Below are 18571 nucleotides of genomic sequence, written 5' to 3'. Positions count from 1 at the left end.
GACCCTTCCGGGTTACAATCTTTTCTGGAGATTTGCCTCCCGGGATTGAAGAGAATGTGTTATATCTGGATGCCGGAAAGCAATTTATTTCCAGCTATGAAGTTCCTTTGGGAGGTAAATTGTGGGTATTGGGTGACCCCATTGGAAAAGGACTGGATCCAGATCGTGTAATTGCGGCTGATGGTGCGATCGACTTAAATCAATTGTATAAAGACCTGTCCGGACATTATTATTGGTTTTGGATTAAAGGAAAACAGCTGAGGCTAGGCTCTTCATTTGGCGGAATAACCCCCGTTTATTACAACAAACAAGACGATGGCACCTATATCTGTTCGTCATCCGTTATCCTTGCAGAACAGACCCATGCGCCGGCTGATGACCGTCGTTATATCCTGGAACGACTGTTGTTTCATTACCCATTATTTAATTCGACCTGGTATTCATCCATAAAATTATTACCTGCCCATAGTCAACTATCCTGGAATGAAGATCAGGTTTCCATTCAGCGGACTCTGGATTTTACCGGTTATGCCGGTCATCCCTCCAGATCTGGAAAGAAGGACCTGCGGCAGTTAGCCGATCAATTTATTGACTCCTGCAATGACTTTATGCCGGCAAGTCGCTTTGGTATTTCGCTCACCGGCGGTTTTGATGGACGCACGCTGGTCGGTGTCGGGAGAAAATACCGGCGGGATTTTTTTACCTACAGCTTCGGTGAGTCCAATTCTTCCGATATAATGGTACCAGCGCAACAGGCTTTGACACTGGGGCTGCAGTACAAGTCTATTATTTTGGGTGATAAATATCTGGAAAACAACGCCAGTGAAGCCCTGGCAGCTTTCATGTCGTTAACGGATTTCCATGGGAACATTGGCAGGCCGCATTATTACTACAGTGCTGCCTTATTGGGCCAGGATACTCCAGTGATCATGACCGGGAATTTTGGCAGCGAGCTATTCCGGGCCTTGCATCTTCCGGGGATGATGATGACCAGACAGTTGATCGATGTATTTTCTTCGCGGGATAATCGCTGGAAAGATCGGCTCAATGAATATGTTAAAAGCTGGGCGCAAAGTAAATACGATCAGGAATTGGAGGCTCTGATCGAGGATTTGGATAAATACCTTAATGAATCCGGTTTGGATGGAAATCCCAGATTTTACCGGTTTGTTTACGAAGAGCTTTTTCGTAAATATTTTGGCCCCGAAATCATCATGCAGAGTCATTTTTTAAATAATAGGACACCTTATTTGCAATATGAATTTGTCCGGGCATTAAATCAAACCGTCTGGTCGGGCGTCCATCGCCCCTTGTTTGAAGAAAGCAAGTTCAAGCGGATGATTGGTCAATTTTTTTATGCGCAGGTGCTTCGAAACAGTGATGATAAGCTGTATCGGTTAAAAACATCCAAAGGATACGCTCCGAATGATGTAGGGGAATCCTGGCGTAAGCCCATATTACTCTACCGTTATCTGATTCAAAAATTAAATAAAAATGAAGTACATGATGATAATAATGTCTTCGTGATAATCAACCGCTTTATGCATGATTCTCCATTAGATGTTATACCCGGAACCGGGATATCATTTAAGGGACTGGATCGGGACACACTAATAAACTGGCTTAGTATTGCTTATGGAATTACTAAGCTGAATGCCAACCATTATGCAAGCACAACTTATTAGTATTAACCCTCTGATAAATAATTTTGTCTCTTTTCATTTTGACGAAAAACCGGATTCCAGTTTTTGGGATTCCTACGATAACCTGTGGTGGTCTAGTAAGAACCGGTCGCCATTTCAGGCGCCGGCTTATATGGCTTCTCTGGCCAATCAGTTTATGGGCAACCTGGCGGTTTTTAAAATGGAAAAGCGCAATCACCTCCTGGGAGCTGTCCTGTTTCGAAAAGAAGAAGATGTTTATCATTTACTGAGTGATGTACGATCTGATCACAATTATTTCATTATTCACGAAGCATGTACAGATTGTGAAATCAGGGAATTCTACCAGAATTTATTTCGTCACCTCAGGAAATTAAGGAGCCAGATATTTCTGAAAAACATTCCTTCCTGGACAAGGGATGTGGATATTTTACTTCATGAAATAAAACATTCAAAAATGCCGCGGTACCTGTCTAAACAGAAGGTATGCATGGTGTTGAATGTAAACCAGCCGGAGGAGGTAAGTAAATTCCTGTTGGAATCAAAGGATATTCGTGAACGCGAGCGAAAGTTAATCCGGCATCATCATCCGGTGTTCGAGATATTGACCGGAGAAGAGGATCTTGAAACCTGGCTGGATGGTTATTTTGAGCTACACCGTCTGCGCTGGGATCCCACGGATACTCCGTCAAAATACAATGATGAAGAACAGCGGGAAATGATGAGAAGAGCTATGCATGCCTGGATTGATGATGGCGTTGTTGTTCGGTTCTCAATCCGGATTGGTACCCATCGCATTGCTTACTCGATATGCCTGCTCCACGGAAAGACGTTGATCCATCATACTACGGCCTTTGATATGGACTTTAAGAAATACAGTCCAGGTAGAGTACTTCTGCTAACGATGGCAAAATGGATGAAGGACCATGGATATCTGGTTCTAGATTTTGGAGAGGGTGGGGAATCCTATAAACAATCTCTGACGAACCAAACTCTACCCCTATACAGCATACGGCTGTCCCCACCGGAAAAAATAGGCTTTATTATTAAAGCCAGATTAATGGACGATCTAAAAAATGTAATTCAGCATTTAGGCCTGGCCGGTTACACAAAAAAAATGCTGACTTTTATAAAGACATCCTCATGAAAAAAGTTGAAGCCTTTATAAGCTTTGCAACACCTCAGGAAACCTTTTGGAAACATTACGACACTTTATGGCAGAACAGTAACCCCAAATCGGTATTCTACATTCCGGCACTTGTTCGATTTTTTATGGACAAATATTCCGGAAATACAGCTACATACCAATTTTGGCAAGACAATGAGTTACTGGGTGTTGGGTTTTTCAGGAAGGAAAAAAGAGCGTTTCACTTTTTATCTGATGTTCGGTCGGATTTGAATTTCTTTGTCATGTCGTCGCAATTGCGACCCTATGACCTGGAATTGTTTTTTAATGACTTCTTTCATCAGGTTAAAACCAAAAGGTGGAACCTCATGCTTAATAAGGTTCCGGCATGGGTCAGGCAGTACGACATGATGAAACTGGCAGCCCAGATGCAGAGCAGCTATATGAATAGCTATCATTACGCGTTATCACCCTACATATCGGACGATTCACCGGAAAACCTGTTTGACCGGATGGAAATCAGTAAAAATGTTCAATACAAATCGAGGCGTCTTAGCCGGAATTATCCTACTCATTTTGAAATTCTGACCGGAACTGAGGATATGCAAAATTGGGTCGATGATTTCATCCGTATGCACATGGAACGCTGGGATCAGACCGATACGCCTTCAAAATATCACAACAAGGAAGAGCGGAATCTGCTTCTGGAATGCCTGCAAATATGGGCCCAGGAGGGTGTGTTGGTACGTGCAGCTCTGGTGGTAGAAAAACAGCGTATCGCTACTAATTTTGGATTGTTACAGGGAGATACCTTTGTGGGTCAGGGGCAAGGCTACATGATGAGTTTTTATAAACACAGCCCCGGTAAAGTACTTTTTACCTACCTGATTGAATGGATGAAAAACAATGGAATTCGTTGTCTCGATTTTGGTGATGGCGATGATCCCTATAAATATGAATTTCCCGTTTCAGACCGTAAACTGGAACGTATACAAATAGCCAACCGGTTGAGCATCTGGTTTATTATTTCGGCTTTTTTACAAAAGGAGTTAAAAAGGAGACCGAGATTAAAAAACATCTTTTTACACCAGTTGAAGCCGCTATTAAACCGAGCAACCCACCTGATAAATTGACTTGTAACCGAATTACGAAATGTACTTCACGATACATTTAAACTTGCAAAATCCTTTTCCTGTACAGTCAGGAGAAGTATTAATCATTTCAATTAACCAGCCTTTCTATGCAAAAATTTAATGTTGCGATTCTGCGAACGGAATTTGATGAAGATTACCGTTGGTGGGAGAAAGTCTGCCGACTACGACAAAATAAGTTAAACTATACCATTGTCGATCTGAGTCGATCCGACTGGTTTGAACAGATTGCAGAAGGTAATTTCGATGGGCTTCTGGCTATTCCCCCGGGGCTTACTTCTGCATTAAAGACCATGTATGATGAACGTCTGGCCATTATAAGCCGTTCATTCGACATTCCCATTTATCCGTCCGTAGACGAAGTGTTGGTCTACGAAAACAAAAAATATTTGGCCTACTGGTTGAAGGCTAATAAGATACCGCATCCTGCTACCCACGTATTTTATCACGATAAGGATGCCTATGAGTTCCTGTCCTATACCGGATATCCGGTTGTTGGCAAGATGAGTGTAGGCGCTTCCGGCAAAGGAGTCGTAATCCTTCGCAATGAAGTTGCGGCCAGACGTTATGTGGCCAATTTATTTGCCGGCAAAGGAGGGGGAAGGGTTACCGGACCTAATTGGCGAAAAAAAGGACTGATAACCCGTGCGTTCAAGAAATTATTCAAGCCGAGTTCCATCATGGATCGGCTCAGGCATTACCGGCTTGAAAGATCCGAACTCCAACGCGATTTTGTGATCTTCCAGGAATTTATTCCCCATCAGTTTGAATGGCGGTGCGTCCGCATTGGTGAATCCTTCTTTGCCCATAAAAAAATGGTTAAGGGAGAGAAAGCAAGTGGAGCTCTTTTAAAAAATTACGACAATCCGCCGCTGGAACTCCTGGACTTCATCAAGGAAATTACGGATCGTGCCGGATTTTACTCCTTATCGGTTGATCTGTTTGTAGACCCGGATGGTCATTTCCTGGTCAATGAAATGCAATGCATATTCGGACAATCGGATCCTTACCAGATGCTGGTGGATGGCGAACCCGGAAGATATCGATACCTGGATGGTCATTGGGTGTTTGAAGCGGGAGATTTCAACCAATATTTATCCTTTTTGCTCCGTATTGACCATTTCATTCAGATTCTTAGTCTAAAACATCATGAAAGTTTGCTGATATGAAGGTTTTATTTATTTGCAGTGGGAATGCTACTTTCAATACTCTATCACCATTTATTAAGGCCCAGGCCGAATCGCTTGAATCGGATGGCGTGGTGGTTGATTTTTTCTACATCAGGGGCAAAGGAATTCGAAATTATTTAAAAAATGTTCCAATCCTGAGGAAGGAAATAAAATCAAATAATTACGATCTGTTACACGCTCATTATGCCCTTTGCGGATGGGTTGCTGTACTCACATTGACCAGGTTGCCGATTATTTTGTCCCTGATGGGTAGCGATGTATTCGGTGACATCAATGAAAAAGGCAAACGAAAATTCAAAAGCAATTTATTCGTGCTGCTTACCCGGTTCGTTCAGCCTTTTGTGGATGTTGTTATCGTAAAATCAGCGGGAATGCGTGCCAAAGTAGTCAAGAGGAAAGAAGTATACGCGATTCCCAATGGCATTCGCATGGATAAGTTCAGACCATTGAATTATGACGCGCGTACAAAATTGGGACTGGATCCAAATAAGCAGTATGTATTATTTCTCGCTAATCCGGAAGACCCCAATAAGAACATCCAGCTTGTTCAGAATGCCGTTCAATTGCTGGACCGCCCGGATCTGGAGTTCATCAATATTTACAAAGTTTCACACGAAACGATTGTGGATTACCTCAATGCAGTGGATGTATTCACGCTATGTTCCTACAGTGAGGGATCTCCCAATGTAGTGAAAGAGGCAATGAGTTGTAACTGTCCTATGGTAGTAACCCCGGCAGGGGACGCACCCTGGGTTATTGGTGATACTCCCGGGTGTTATGTAGGCCCGTATGACGCTGAAGGATATAGTGAGAAGCTGGCGGAAGCGCTGAAATATGCTGAGACCCAGGGCCGGACAAAAGGAAGAGCCCGTATTTATGATTTGGGCCTGGATGGAAAACACGTGGCACAACAGCTTGAATCGATTTACGTCCATGTAATTTCTGAAGACGGATCAGAGGAAATGGCTCAGCAGCGGGAACCTATTTCAATGTCATGATGACACAATTCCTGTATAAAATTTTACGCTTTTCCGGATTGCCAATCATCTTTAGGGAATGGATTCAACGGAATAAGGTGACCATCCTGATGTTGCACGACATCGATCCGGAGAGTGCTCGAAAAAGTTTTGCATATCTGAAAAGCAGGTATAATTTTTATTCGTTGAAAGCCTACAGCGATGCATTAAGAAGTGGCAAGGGAGATACCATACCCGAAAAAGCATTGATTGTAACATTTGATGACGGGCATAAGGGTAATTTTAAATTACTCCCGCTTTTAAAGCAATACAATATTCCGGCTACCATATTTCTATGTGCTGGGGTTGTGGATACCAACCGACATTATTGGTTTAAACACGACTATGCTCAGAAGCTTCCGAATGGAATAAAACACCTGAAAAACAGTGAGCGGCTTTCCCTGCTGGAGAAGTATGGTTATTCCAGTGTACAGGAATATCCTGTGAGGCACGCCATGCGCAGTAATGAGATCAAAGCCATGCAGGAAGTGGTTGACTTTCAGGCGCATACAGTATTTCATCCCTGCCTGCCCACTTGCTCTGAAAAAGAGGAGATAGCAGAGATCCGGGAGAGTAAGCATATGCTTGAAGAGAAATTTGATCTGGACGTGTATGCGATAGCCTATCCCAATGGTGATTATTCTGACCGCACTGTTGAGATCAGCCGTAGTTCCGGCTATCAATGCGGAGTCACCGTGGACTACGGATATAATACCCTCGCATCTGATCCTTTCCGTCTAAAACGGTTGAGCATCAATGACACGGGTGATCTCAATGAATTAATTGTCAAAGCCTCGGGATTATGGGGTTTTCTAAAAACTAGAAATGGAAAAAAGAATGGATATACTCCAGCTATCGTGCATTGAAGAATTGAATGAGCATCCTTCAAATGCTGCTTTGAAGACGTTCATTGAAGGACATCCGGAAAGTAATTTTTTCCAGGGGGTGAATTATTTTGCCTTTTCCCAGAATATACCGGAGTCGAAACCGGTGTTACTTTTTGCGCAGGAAGGCGGTCGGGTAGTGGGTTCATTGCTGGGAACCATACAATCCAATGGAAATGGTCTGAAGTCCTGGTTGTCCCGGCGCATCATCGTATGGGGTGGTCCATTGGTAGCTGATGACAAGCCACAGGCATTGACTGGATTACTGGAAGAATTGCATCGTTTTGCGGCCGGTAAATCCTTGTTCATTGAATTCCGAAATGCTTTCGATACGACTTCCTGGCAGGAGAATTTTATCGGAGCAGGATATGAATACAGGCCACACCTGAATTACCTGGTCAGGACTGATTCGCTGGATCTGGTCAAGCAAAGAATGAGTAAAAGCCGTTGGCGTCAGATACAATCTTCTTTACGAAATGGCGCAGAAATCGTTGAGCCGGAATCTGAACAGGATGTTCTGGCATTTTATCAGATCCTGCTTAAACTGTATGAAGAAAAAGTAAAAAAGCCATTGTATGCAGCGGAGTTTTTCCTGAAATTCTGGAAGTCCGATGCTGGCAAGATCTTTTTGGTGAAAAAGGACGGTGAAGTCCTGGGAGGTATCGTCTGTCCGATTCATCAGAACCGCATCATTTATGAATGGTACGTGTGTGGAGAAGATGGTAAAGAGAAAGGAATTTCACCCAGTGTGTTAGCCACCTGGGCACCGATCGATTATGCCATCCGGAACGGTATGGACCATTTCGATTTCATGGGTGCCGGTCAGCCGGATCAAGCCTACTCCGTAAGAGATTTTAAAGAACGTTTTGGTGGTGATCAGGTCTGCTTTGGCCGTTATCACCTGATTGTAAATAAAGCCCTCTATCAAGTTGGTAAACTAGGCCTTAGGGTCTATCAAAAAGTAATGTAACATGCGTGTATTATTTGACATCGGACATCCAGGTCATGTGCACCTGTTCAAAAATCTGGCCTATAAACTCATCGATGAAGGAAGTGAAGTCTTATTCACCACCCGGGATAAAGAGTTTGAATTGCTGTTGCTTAAAGCAGCCGGACTGCCCTTCATTTCCCTGGGGCCCCATTACAAATCGATGACCGGAAAGATCTGGGGTTTGATCAAATATGATCTGAAACTCTGGGCTGTGGCCAGGAAATTCAAACCGGATTTGCTGGTAAGCCATGGTTCGATCTACGCTGCCCATGCCGCATTTCTGCTTGGGAAAAAGCATATGGCCATGGAGGATACCGGAAATATGGAGCAGATCCGTATTTATAAACCATTTACGGATGTCATCATCTCACCGAATGTGCTGCCGGCTCAACTAGGGCCCAAGCAGATCCGTTACAATGGGTTTCATGAATTAGCCTATCTGAGGCCGGAATATTTCACGCCTGATCCCTCTGTCTATGAATGGCTGGGTTTGGAGGAAGGTGAACCTTTCGGGATCGTGCGATTTGTCTCCTGGAATGCCACCCATGACATTGGACAGCATGGCCTTACCGGAAAAGATAAATCCGAACTGGTGGCCAAGCTGAATAAAAAAATGAAAGTTTTCATTTCATCGGAGGCTAAATTGCCCAAAGAACTGGAATCGTATAAGTTCAGGATTGCACCAGAAAGATTGCATCATGCACTCTATTATGCATCCATTGTGGTCAGTGAAGGTTCCACGATTGCTTCAGAAGCAGGTGTACTGGGTACTCCCGCCATTTATATCAACTCAAATCCGATGAGCTATTGCCAGGAACAGGAAAGGTACGGGATGATCTACAACACGCCCGAATCTAAAAAAGTCCTTTCGTTTGTGGACACCATTCTGAACCTGCCGAGAGAACATTTCCGCATCCGCCGGGAGAAAATGCTGGCAGAAAAAACGGACGTGACGGCCTATCTGTTTGACTACATCCACCAACATTATGGAAAAGAAGAGGCAGCAAGACAAATTGTTAAGCCTGCTGCCGCGGTAAGTAAATAACTCCCCAAAAACCGATTTCCGGATGCTTTTTAATTCCGTTGATTTTGCGTTGTTTTTCCCGATGGTGTTCTTGTTATTTTGGCTCGTGGCCAACCGTGGGATTTTCTTGCGCAATACATTTTTATTGGGTGCCAGCTATTTGTTCTACGGATGGTGGGACTGGCGATTCCTGATGTTAATCCTGCTCAGTTCGATCATCGATTACCTGGTAGGATTAAAGTTGGGCAATGTAAGTACATCTGGTAAAAGAAAATTATTGGTTGCAATAAGTGTGGCAAGCAATTTAGGCTTGCTGGCATTTTTTAAATACTACAATTTTTTTGCAGACAGTTTTGTCGAAGCCTTTTCATTTTTTGGAAGGGATATCCAGGTTAGCACGTTAAATATCATTTTACCGGTGGGCATCAGTTTTTATACTTTCCAGACCATGAGCTACACACTCGATATTTACCGTAAAAAGCTAAAACCCGTCAAGGACCCGGTTGCCTTTCTGGCTTTTGTTAGTTTTTTTCCTCAGCTGGTTGCAGGTCCTATTGAACGGGCTTCTAATTTATTGCCTCAGTTTCTGGAGATCAGGCATTTTGATGAAGCAAAGGCGTCAGCAGGTTTCAAGCAGATCGTGTGGGGTTTGTTCATGAAGACGGCTATTGCTGATCGCCTGGGGCTTTATGTCGCAGCGGTTTACGGCAATGTGGATCACCACAATGGGATGACCTTTGTGGTTGCGACGTTTTTTTTTGCCATTCAGATCTATTGTGATTTTGCCGGCTATTCACTGATAGCTATCGGATGTGCCAAAACTCTGGGGTTTGATTTAATGGACAACTTTAATCGCCCATATTTTGCCAGCTCCTTTAAGGATTTTTGGAGCCGGTGGCACATTTCGTTATCCACCTGGTTCAGGGATTATGTTTACATCCCATTAGGTGGCAGCCGGAAGTCCAATGGACGAACTTATGCTAATCTTTTTACCACGTTTGTCATCAGCGGCCTCTGGCACGGTGCAAACTGGACGTTTATAATTTGGGGCGCGTTGCATGGGTTTTTTCAAACAGTTGAGAAGGCCCTGCAAAACGCGCATTGGTTGCGGCTCCCTAAAGCCATGTCCATGATTATTGTATTTGCTCTTACATGCTTTGCCTGGATCTTTTTCAGAGCTGGCAGTGTCCATGAAGCATTTCAAATTATTCAGCTGATATTCCTTCACCCTGGTCAGGGCTTATACACCGGTGATCTTGGCATATTCAGTTTTGCGCTCCTGGCAGTGATATTTCTGCTGGTGAGCGAATGGATGGCGGAATTTCGCCCGGACTGGACTTTGTTGTACCATCGTTCTTATGCGGTGCGGGTATTTAGTACCAGTTTTTTAATCCTTTATATGGCGGGACTGGGCGTATTTGATAACAGTCAATTCATCTATTTTCAATTTTGATGGATCCGTTACAATTGAAGGGGTTGGTAAGGAAAGCCATTCTTTACCTGGTCATCCTGATGGGTATTGATCAGTGTGTCGGAGCTCTTTTGGATCTGGCATTAAATCATTCACCGGATGGCCGGTATTACAAGGCTAAATATTCACTGGAGGATTGCCAGGACGATATTGTAATCATTGGTGATTCTCGCGGAGAAATGGATTATCTGCCAACCGTTATTGAGGATTCACTGCATATGTCATGCTGGAATGCCAGCCGCGGGGGGCAGGGTTTACCTTATTTCCGCATTATTCAGGAAGGTTTACTAAAACGCTATACACCCAAACTAATACTCTTTAATGTTGAAGATAATATGCTCGAAATGCCTACCGAATACGAGCGGGCAGGTTTTCTACGGCCATTTTATCAGGATCACCCGGAAATACGACCGTTTATTGACGCTATTTCTCCTTTTGAGAAATGGTTGATCCAATCTCGCTTGTATGCATTCAATTCAAGCTTTTATTATCTGTTCAGGCCCTATATATTCCACAATCTTGACGGCGAGCTGGTTGATCACGGATGGAAGCCAAGGTTTGGACTGGTGAATCCCAGGGAAGAACGTGAATTCACCATCGAGTCGGAGCTGGCACCCCTCAATCCTGAGGCAGTTGATCTCTTTGAGGAATTTATGGACCGGTTTAAGAAAGCCGGGGTTCAGGTGATTATTGTTACCCCTCCGAATTACAATTTAAAGGTGGTTAATTCATCTACCGATCAATATGTTGCCAATTATTGCCGGAAGAATCAGATACCGTTGTTCCGGTATTCGGAAAATATGTCCTTCATCACTCATGCTTCCTGGTATGGGGACCGCGATCATTTTAATCCTGAAGGAGCACTTCTTTTTACACGGAAAGTAGCCCATAAAATTAAAGATGCATTTGACCTGGTTCAGGACCCGGTTACCGTTATTGAATACGAATGATTTAGAAATTACCAACAAACCAATAATTCATGATGTACCGATTGCTGAAATTTATGCGTAGAAGCTTTGCCACGCAGTTTTACCAAAAATACCAAACCATAGATCTGAAAGCGCCTATCGTATCTTTCACATTCGATGATTCCTATGGGTGTACTTTTGATCATGCCGGCGATCTGTTATGGCAAAGGGAATTTCATGGTACATTTTACGTTTCATTTAAATTCCTGGGTTTAAAATCACAACCGAATTTCCAGTTGGCCCAATTAAAGCGAATTGTTAACCAGGGTCATGAGATAGGCTGTCACACTTACGGTCATATCGATCTGAGTCAGATAAGCAGGGCAAAGGCAATTCAGGATATTGAATACAACCAGCACCGGCTCAGTCAATTATTTCCAGGAATGAAATTTCAGAATTTTTCATTTCCATTTGGGTCGGAAACCTATCCGCTTAAAAAATTCGTGGGTAAACAGTTTTTATCTGCCAGAGGAAACAGGCCAGGTCTCAACTTTGGAAATGTGGATATGGCAAACCTGAAATCCATAAAGCTGTACGAGCAAAAATACAGTATAAAGGATATTGAACATAAATTGGATATGGCCTTGCATCACAATGCATGGATCATATTCCACACCCATGATGTCCAGAAAGAATATACCCAATATGGGTGTTCACCTGAATATTTTGACCAGGTTCTCAAGTCTTGTGAAATTCGCTCGATGGCAGTACGATCGATCGATGAAGCTCAAACTTTACTGTATAAGCCAATTCAAAAGCTCCATTTCGCCCAGGTTGGTTCTTAGAGCAACCAGGGATTCCGGAAAAGCACCAAATGAAATTTGTAAAACCATATTAAGGGCCAGATAACCCGTCATCGACATGAGAGATTTTACGACGGTAAGCTATCGCAGGTTACTGGATGCGCTTGTTCATGAAGGATATGTGTTCCAAACTGTCAGGGATTTTGTCCGCAATCCTGCCGCCAGGGTCATTTTATTAAGACAGGACGTGGATGATCGGAAATTGCATTCATTGCAATTTGCCAGAATCCAGCATGAATACGGCATACAATCGACTTTTTATTTCAGGGTCGTGCCGGAAAGTTACGACCCAGAAGTCATTCGTGAGATCGCTTCCATGGGCCATGAGATCGGATATCATTATGAAGATATGGATTTTGCCCATGGTGATCCTGCGGTGGCTTTGGACTATTTCGAGAAACACCTGAAAAAGCTTCGTTTGATTGTGCCTATCGAAACGATATGTATGCATGGCAGCCCACGGAGCAGATATGATAACCGTGACATCTGGAAATCCTACGATTATAAGCAATACAAAATCCTGGCGGAACCCTACCTGGATTTGGATTTTAAAAAAATATTTTACCTCACGGACACCGGACGCCGTTGGGACGGTTACAAAGTCAGTGTGCGCGATAAGGTAAAATCCAATTTTAACCTCTCTTTTCACCACACGGAAGAAATAATCCATTGCATAAAAAATGGGAATTTCCCGGAACAGGTTATGTTCAATTTTCACCCTGAACGCTGGACCGATGATAACCAGCAGTGGTGGAGGGACTTCTTTATTCAAAAACTAAAAAACACCATAAAATATGCATTGATAAAACTGCGAAAGACCAACTAAAAAGACAGACCAACCAAACCAATCATACCAACCATACCAACCAACTGCCCCCGCGGATCTTAAACCAATTTTTCGAAACCAGTTTATAAAAAGTATGCACCATGGCAACTCAACAGTTGACTCTGCCTGGCCTTGCGAGTTATTTGACCTCCAATGCCTTGGCAGATACTGCCACTCCCATCGCACCTCCTGCGATCTCCACCTCCACGATCACCACGACCGATCCCAGTGTACTAAGGCGGGAAAGGACGTACCGGAAGGCGTTAAGACAACGGGTTTCCGAGAATGTCCTGCAATTCATCGAGGAATATGCCGATCTCGATATGGCATGGGATATGATGTTGGTTGAAACCGACGTCCCCATCAACCCGATGAATGTCAATCCATGGTTTGCCGATTATGAAGCAGGCACCGGATGTGTCGTCAATCTGCTGCGATTGAACGATATGCGGCACATTAATAAGGTGCTTGAATCCATCAACGGCATCCTGCGGCCTAACGGACACATAATCGGCTGTGTGGAGACCGCCAGTCACCGCAAACAAGGATTCCTGGCTCGGATTCCCAAACCCTTCAAACAGGTGGCCTATGGCTTCGACTACGTGATCAACCGGGTGTGGCCCAAAATGCCTCAATTGAAAAAGTTGTATTTCCGTTTGACCAAGGGAAAGAACCGGGTGATTTCTGAGATGGAGACGTACGGCCGGCTGATGTCTTGTGGGTACAAGATCCTGGACACCATCCACGACAACGGCCTGGTTTATTTCGCCGCCAAAAAAGTGGATGAGCCGGCATTCAACACCCACGCCAGTTATGGCCCCATCATCTCACTGAAGCGCATGGGTAAAAATGGAAAACCCATCCATGTCTATAAATTCCGGACGATGTATCCATTCTCCGAATACCTCCAGAAGTACATTTACGAAGCTTACGGGCTTCAATCCGGAGGCAAATTCAAGAGTGACCCGCGCATCAACACCGTCGGTAAATTCCTGCGCAAATACTGGCTGGACGAGATACCGATGTTGATCAACTTGTTGCGGGGAGACATTAAATTGATTGGCGTCCGGCCGGTGAGCAGTCATTACCTGAGCCTGTATCCGGAAGAAGCCAGAGAATTACGCAAGAACTTTAAGCCGGGATATATTCCTCCCTTTTATGCCGATTTACCAAAGACTTTTGACGAGATCGTTGCTTCCGAAGTGAAGTACCTGAAATCGTATGAACGGAATCCCTTGCGGACCGACCTCATGATTTTAGTCCAATCGCTGTACAATATTGTCATCAAGCAGGCCCGGAGCAATTGATCCCTTAAACCAACCATCTTGAATTTCCAAACGCAGTTCTGAACTTACCCCCCTTCGGCTGAGTTCACTTTTACCCCCCGATTTTTACTTTGTTCTTATGAATAACTTGCGTGGACCCATGCAGGTATCGGCTACCCGTGCCCGGTCAGCTCCGACCGGCAACTGCCCAATAATTCTCAGAATTTAGACTTTACTATCCGCGGAATAGCGGAATCCTTTTCCCTTCAGCCCATCTGGGGGAAGAGGCTGTTGAAGCCCCGAACCAATCGGTTAGAATCGTCTGGTAGACATCTCTGATGTCCAATTGCATGGTCAGGGCCGCCTGGTCCGGTACCTCCTCCGGTATGGCGGGTGAAGACCCGATGACTGCTGGATTGACCTTTCCACCGAAATAAAATACGGCGGAAGCATCTCCATGGTCCGTGCCGTTGCTTTCATTGGCCCGGATTTGCCGTCCGAATTCGGAAAAGGTCATCCCAAAGACCCGGTGATCCAGCTGCTGCCTGGCCAGGTCTTGTGTAAAGGCATGGATGCATTGCGACAAATCCGTCAAAAGTTCCGGCTGCCGGCCCAACAATCCATTGCTTTCCGGTTGGATCTGGTCGGCATGGGTGTCGAAGCCCGATAAATGCGCGATGTATACCTGGGTTTGCAGCCCTCCGGAGATCAACTGAGCGATGCTTTGCAGCTGACGCCCCAATTCTGATTCCGGGTAGGAAATACGATTGGAACCCAACTGAGCGGCACGTTTGATGCTGCGGGAATGGTCCAATGTCTGTGTGCTGATCATCCGGATGTATTCCATTTCTTCCCGGTGGCGGGAGAATGGCGGTTCGACGTTCCGGCCACCCGCAGGCACCTGAATCGTGGTAAACGGGTCAACCAGGGCCGTGCTGAAATTGGTTACCATACCCTGACAGGTGTTGCTGATCGAATAGCCCATGGTGATGGCGTAAGGATCCGCATCCGGTGGAGCCGGCGACCGTTCCAATCCTTCCCGGTACCTGCCCAGCCAGCCGCTTTGCCAGATCTCATCGGACGGGGACCCGGAGGTCATGATGTCCAGCGAGCGAAAGTGGGAGCGATTTGGTTCAGGATAGCCTACCCCCTGGGCGATGCCCAATAAGCCTTCGTCATACAATTGCCTGATTGCGGACAGGGATGGATGGAGTGCGGTTTGGTCATCAACGGGCAGGAGTTTGGGTTGTGGGACCATCAGCTTGGGGCGGACCTGGTACAGCCGGTCGTAGTCCGCGATAGGCACCACGCAGCCCAGCCCGTCGTTGCCGCCGTTTAATTGAATAAGCACAAGAATCCGGTCGCTTTCCTGCGGCCATATCCGTGAAAATGTGGACAGCCACTGCCCATTTAACCCGTAAGGGATAGCGGCAAGCAGGCCTGAAGTCCGTAAAAAGGATCTGCGCTTCATGCTCCGATTTAGCTGAGTTGAAAGGATGGATGAAAAAATATCCGCTTGATCAATCGTTTCATGCATGCATCCACCTCGACCTCCAGGCCGGAGGCGTGTGGGTCTTCCTGGTAAGCAAGGATTAAGTCCTGCCAACTTCCGGAGAAATTGACGGGAGCAAGGCTCTTACTCAATTCCAGGATTTCATCCCCGGCCAGCGGTACCGGGAGGAGCCATTGCGTCAGTGAGGTCGTTAAGGCCACCGCTTCACCGGGATGGTCATGCCGGATAATCCATTTGGCACACGCCGGACGGATCCGTGGGCCGTTGCCTTCGAACGCCGGAAATCCTTCGTCCAGGTACGTTTGAATGGTGGCCATCCGTACGGGAAGGGTGGCGGCATTGATCCAGTGGCGGTTATACAAGGGCGCCCGGTAATAGGCATCCCAGCCGGCGACCTGGGGCACCTCATAAGGATCCATTTGCAGCGTGCGGACCAACTCATTGATCCGGTACCACCGGTCGTACCTTTGACCGGTAGCCAGTGGCTCTCCATCCTGGAAAGGATTAACTGTGGAAGTCACCAGGTCCAGCGGATTTTTGATGATGGTCCCCCGGTAGTCCGCACGATAGAAATGCGCACTGAGCAGGATGTTTCGCAAGACCGGTTTGAGTTCATAGTCTTCATGCCGCAACAAGGCCCCCAACGGCCGGATCACCTCCCGCAGCATCACCTCATCGACCCGGTCATCGACCAGCCACCGGTACAATTTGGAACAGAGGTGTGTGGCGGTGGCTTCCTGTTCCAATAAAATATCCAGCAACTCCAGGTATTCGGTGTCCTCCCGATTGCATACTAACCGGGACTGCAGCCGGGGCGACAACTGTTTATCTCCCGGATCATGATGGTCGGAAGAAAAACGGGCCTGGACCTGCGCTCCACCGGTTTCTGTCAGGAAGCCCTCATCGTGCCAACCGGTGAGCGCCCGGGCGATGGCACCGACATCTGCCTCGGTGTAGTTGGTATAATCCCCCGGTCCGGTTTGGGGACCTTTCCCGACGGTGTACAACTCGAGCAGTTCGCGGGCGTAATTTTCGTTGGGGGCCTCACGGCGATTCCGGTTGCCGTTAAGAAAGATCAATAGGGCCGGGTCGACCGTCATCTGCTTGATCAGGGTAGCGAAATTGCCGGTGGCCTGCGCCCGGATGGTTGCATTGTAGCGGTAAAGGTATTTGGGATCCTCGATGGCGCGGATGGCAAAGTGATTGTGCCAGAACAACACCATTTTTTCGCGTATTGAAAGGGTGTTCTCCAAATACAGCGCCATATTCCAGGCATAGAGGCTGCGGTTGCGATTCGCCATCTGCTTCACATGGATATCTTCCCGGTAAGGAGCATCGACCCAGGTTGTACCGACCGGCACATCGGGATCATGATTTTTATAATGCAGGGGTGGATCGGGCAATGGCCGGTCAGCCAGCAACCGGTCCACCGTCGCTTCCGGTCCCGCATGAACGGCTTCCATGATCTGGTCAGGCGTCGGTCCAAAGAGGGTCCTCCGCAAGAGGTGGGCGGCCTCCGAGGTGGTCCATGGCCCCTGGTAAGCCGGTAAGGCGAGGGATGTCGTGTGGTTGGTTTGGATCACGTTTCCGGTACTTTTGGCTCGTCGAATGGTGGCCCGGTGAGGGCCCTGCTGATCGTATGGATAACGACCGGCTGATGCATTGGATTATCCCGGAAACCGGTAAGGTAGCTTGAATCGGCGGATAAAGTCAGAAATCTTCCCAAAAAAGAAGCCCGGATCACATGATTTCACAGACCCGGGCTTATACTGGAGGGAATAAAGATCAAATTAATACAGGTAGGGAAAGTATCCAATGAGTGTTCAAATATGGTGTGATACAATATAATCCATTCAAAACGCACGAATTGAGAAATTGGTCTTAAATATCTTTAACATCGCTGAATTATTCGGTGTTGGCTGCCTAAAATCGTCATCCTGATACTGGCTCGGGCGTTGGATTTCTATTTTTACTAACATATGTAATGGGATGCAGATACTTTATGGGTTAAAATTTGGATAATGCCGACGGAAAATAATAGTTTTGCGTGCCTTTTGAAGGAAGCAAGTGAAGCTTCTTCGATGAGGCATCCTTTTCAAGCCGTTGAGAAGGTAAAAGTTTAAAGTTCGGGGTGTAGCGCTCGCCTTCGCCAAAGGCTACCGACGGGCAGGCAGTCCGTTTAGCGCATCCCGCTGAAGGCGGGAGGTTCGCAGGTTCTGAAAGAGAATACTACCGCCTTCTCAAGCAGATGAGAAGAAAAGAAAAGTACGGGGTGTAGCGCCCGCCTTCGCCAAAGGCTACGGACGGGCAGGCAGTCCGGTTAGCGTATCCCGCTGAAGGCGGGAGGGACGCAGATTCTGAAAGAAAATACTACTGCCTTCTCATACAGATGAGAAGAAAAGTACGGGGTGTAGCGCAGTCCGGTTAGCGTACCTGCTTTGGGAGCAGGGGGCCGCAGGTTCGAATCCTGCCACCCCGACACTTTAAAACGCTGATTTTCAGCAAATTACGAGAGGGTCAATCGAAATTTCGGTTGACCCTCTTTTTATTTTCAAACAATTTTCAAACATGTTCTGGCCTTATCTGGTGTCATTTGTATTGAGATTTTTTTTCAAACTTTTTCAGCCCCCTCAGTTGGGAGGCAGTTCCTTTCTTGAAAAAGCCGACCAAACCCATTAGTAA

At 46.0% G+C, this 18571-nt stretch carries 15 protein-coding genes and 1 tRNA gene; 14 read left to right on the top strand and 2 right to left on the bottom strand.

The window, feature by feature from the left end:
- Positions 1–32: 32 nt before the first annotated feature.
- From H6570_09400 to H6570_09340, 13 genes are all read left to right on the top strand, one after another.
- Positions 33–1685: a hypothetical protein gene (locus tag H6570_09400; protein ID MCB9319486.1), complete on the top strand. Its 1653-nt coding sequence runs from the start codon at positions 33–35 to the stop codon at positions 1683–1685.
- Positions 1666–2808, top strand: coding sequence for a GNAT family N-acetyltransferase (locus tag H6570_09395; protein MCB9319485.1), 1143 nt, complete (start codon positions 1666–1668; stop codon positions 2806–2808). The genes H6570_09400 and H6570_09395 overlap by 20 nt, the downstream gene beginning before the upstream one ends.
- A complete protein-coding gene (locus tag H6570_09390; protein MCB9319484.1) occupies positions 2805–3920 on the top strand; it encodes a GNAT family N-acetyltransferase in 1116 nt (371 codons plus the stop codon). The genes H6570_09395 and H6570_09390 overlap by 4 nt, the downstream gene beginning before the upstream one ends.
- Before the next feature lie 107 nt (positions 3921–4027).
- Entirely contained in the window at positions 4028–5107 is a 1080-nt protein-coding gene (locus tag H6570_09385) for a hypothetical protein (GenBank protein MCB9319483.1), read from the top strand.
- Positions 5104–6126 carry a glycosyltransferase gene (locus H6570_09380; GenBank protein ID MCB9319482.1) on the top strand — a complete coding sequence of 341 codons (1023 nt, stop codon included), beginning with the start codon at positions 5104–5106 and terminating at the stop codon, positions 6124–6126. Before H6570_09385 ends, H6570_09380 begins: the two co-directional genes overlap by 4 nt.
- On the top strand, positions 6123–7010 hold the full coding sequence (locus H6570_09375) for a polysaccharide deacetylase family protein (protein ID MCB9319481.1): 888 nt from the start codon (positions 6123–6125) through the stop codon (positions 7008–7010). The genes H6570_09380 and H6570_09375 overlap by 4 nt, the downstream gene beginning before the upstream one ends.
- Positions 6970–7998 carry a GNAT family N-acetyltransferase gene (locus tag H6570_09370; GenBank protein ID MCB9319480.1) on the top strand — a complete coding sequence of 343 codons (1029 nt, stop codon included), beginning with the start codon at positions 6970–6972 and terminating at the stop codon, positions 7996–7998. The genes H6570_09375 and H6570_09370 overlap by 41 nt, the downstream gene beginning before the upstream one ends.
- Before the next feature lies 1 nt (position 7999).
- Positions 8000–9064, top strand: a complete 1065-nt coding sequence (locus tag H6570_09365) for a DUF354 domain-containing protein (protein MCB9319479.1) — start codon at positions 8000–8002, stop codon at positions 9062–9064.
- Positions 9065–9086: 22 nt separating this feature from the next.
- Positions 9087–10496 carry an MBOAT family protein gene (locus tag H6570_09360; GenBank protein MCB9319478.1) on the top strand — a complete coding sequence of 470 codons (1410 nt, stop codon included), beginning with the start codon at positions 9087–9089 and terminating at the stop codon, positions 10494–10496.
- Positions 10496–11464 (top strand): hypothetical protein, encoded by a 969-nt coding sequence (locus tag H6570_09355; GenBank protein ID MCB9319477.1) that lies wholly within the window; start codon positions 10496–10498, stop codon positions 11462–11464. Before H6570_09360 ends, H6570_09355 begins: the two co-directional genes overlap by 1 nt.
- A gap of 29 nt (positions 11465–11493) precedes the next feature.
- Entirely contained in the window at positions 11494–12267 is a 774-nt protein-coding gene (locus H6570_09350; protein MCB9319476.1) for a polysaccharide deacetylase family protein, read from the top strand.
- Between the two features lie 76 nt (positions 12268–12343).
- On the top strand, positions 12344–13111 hold the full coding sequence (locus H6570_09345; protein MCB9319475.1) for a hypothetical protein: 768 nt from the start codon (positions 12344–12346) through the stop codon (positions 13109–13111).
- Positions 13112–13212: 101 nt separating this feature from the next.
- Positions 13213–14418, top strand: a complete 1206-nt coding sequence (locus tag H6570_09340; GenBank protein MCB9319474.1) for a sugar transferase — start codon at positions 13213–13215, stop codon at positions 14416–14418.
- A 193-nt stretch (positions 14419–14611) separates the two neighbouring features.
- Here H6570_09340 and H6570_09335 read toward each other — a convergent pair whose 3' ends face one another.
- Together H6570_09335 and H6570_09330 are read right to left on the bottom strand one after the other, a co-directional pair.
- Entirely contained in the window at positions 14612–15847 is a 1236-nt protein-coding gene (locus H6570_09335; GenBank protein MCB9319473.1) for a DUF1501 domain-containing protein, read from the bottom strand.
- A gap of 8 nt (positions 15848–15855) precedes the next feature.
- Positions 15856–17472: a DUF1800 domain-containing protein gene (locus H6570_09330; protein ID MCB9319472.1), complete on the bottom strand. Its 1617-nt coding sequence runs from the start codon at positions 17470–17472 to the stop codon at positions 15856–15858.
- A gap of 821 nt (positions 17473–18293) precedes the next feature.
- Between H6570_09330 and H6570_09325 the strand changes: the two genes are divergently transcribed.
- Positions 18294–18368 (top strand) — tRNA-Pro (locus H6570_09325).
- Positions 18369–18571: the final 203 nt, after the last annotated feature.

This window comes from Lewinellaceae bacterium (genome assembly GCA_020636135.1).
GTDB lineage: Bacteria > Bacteroidota > Bacteroidia > Chitinophagales > Saprospiraceae > JAGQXC01.
Note: the sequence above shows the minus strand (reverse complement) of the source record. Positions and strands in the feature narration are given on the sequence as shown.

What these genes read in the sequence shown, in the direction of transcription:
- H6570_09395 (MCB9319485.1), top strand. Translation starts at nt 1,666, where the DNA reads ATGCAAGCACAACTTATTAGTATTAACCCTCTGATAAATAATTTTGTC.
- H6570_09390 (MCB9319484.1), top strand. Translation starts at nt 2,805, where the DNA reads ATGAAAAAAGTTGAAGCCTTTATAAGCTTTGCAACACCTCAGGAAACC.
- H6570_09385 (MCB9319483.1), top strand. Translation starts at nt 4,028, where the DNA reads ATGCAAAAATTTAATGTTGCGATTCTGCGAACGGAATTTGATGAAGAT.
- H6570_09380 (MCB9319482.1), top strand. Translation starts at nt 5,104, where the DNA reads ATGAAGGTTTTATTTATTTGCAGTGGGAATGCTACTTTCAATACTCTA.
- H6570_09375 (MCB9319481.1), top strand. Translation starts at nt 6,123, where the DNA reads ATGATGACACAATTCCTGTATAAAATTTTACGCTTTTCCGGATTGCCA.
- H6570_09370 (MCB9319480.1), top strand. Translation starts at nt 6,970, where the DNA reads ATGGAAAAAAGAATGGATATACTCCAGCTATCGTGCATTGAAGAATTG.
- H6570_09365 (MCB9319479.1), top strand. Translation starts at nt 8,000, where the DNA reads ATGCGTGTATTATTTGACATCGGACATCCAGGTCATGTGCACCTGTTC.
- H6570_09360 (MCB9319478.1), top strand. Translation starts at nt 9,087, where the DNA reads ATGCTTTTTAATTCCGTTGATTTTGCGTTGTTTTTCCCGATGGTGTTC.
- H6570_09355 (MCB9319477.1), top strand. Translation starts at nt 10,496, where the DNA reads ATGGATCCGTTACAATTGAAGGGGTTGGTAAGGAAAGCCATTCTTTAC.
- H6570_09350 (MCB9319476.1), top strand. Translation starts at nt 11,494, where the DNA reads ATGATGTACCGATTGCTGAAATTTATGCGTAGAAGCTTTGCCACGCAG.
- H6570_09345 (MCB9319475.1), top strand. Translation starts at nt 12,344, where the DNA reads ATGAGAGATTTTACGACGGTAAGCTATCGCAGGTTACTGGATGCGCTT.
- H6570_09340 (MCB9319474.1), top strand. Translation starts at nt 13,213, where the DNA reads ATGGCAACTCAACAGTTGACTCTGCCTGGCCTTGCGAGTTATTTGACC.
- H6570_09335 (MCB9319473.1), bottom strand. Translation starts at nt 15,847, where the DNA reads ATGAAGCGCAGATCCTTTTTACGGACTTCAGGCCTGCTTGCCGCTATC.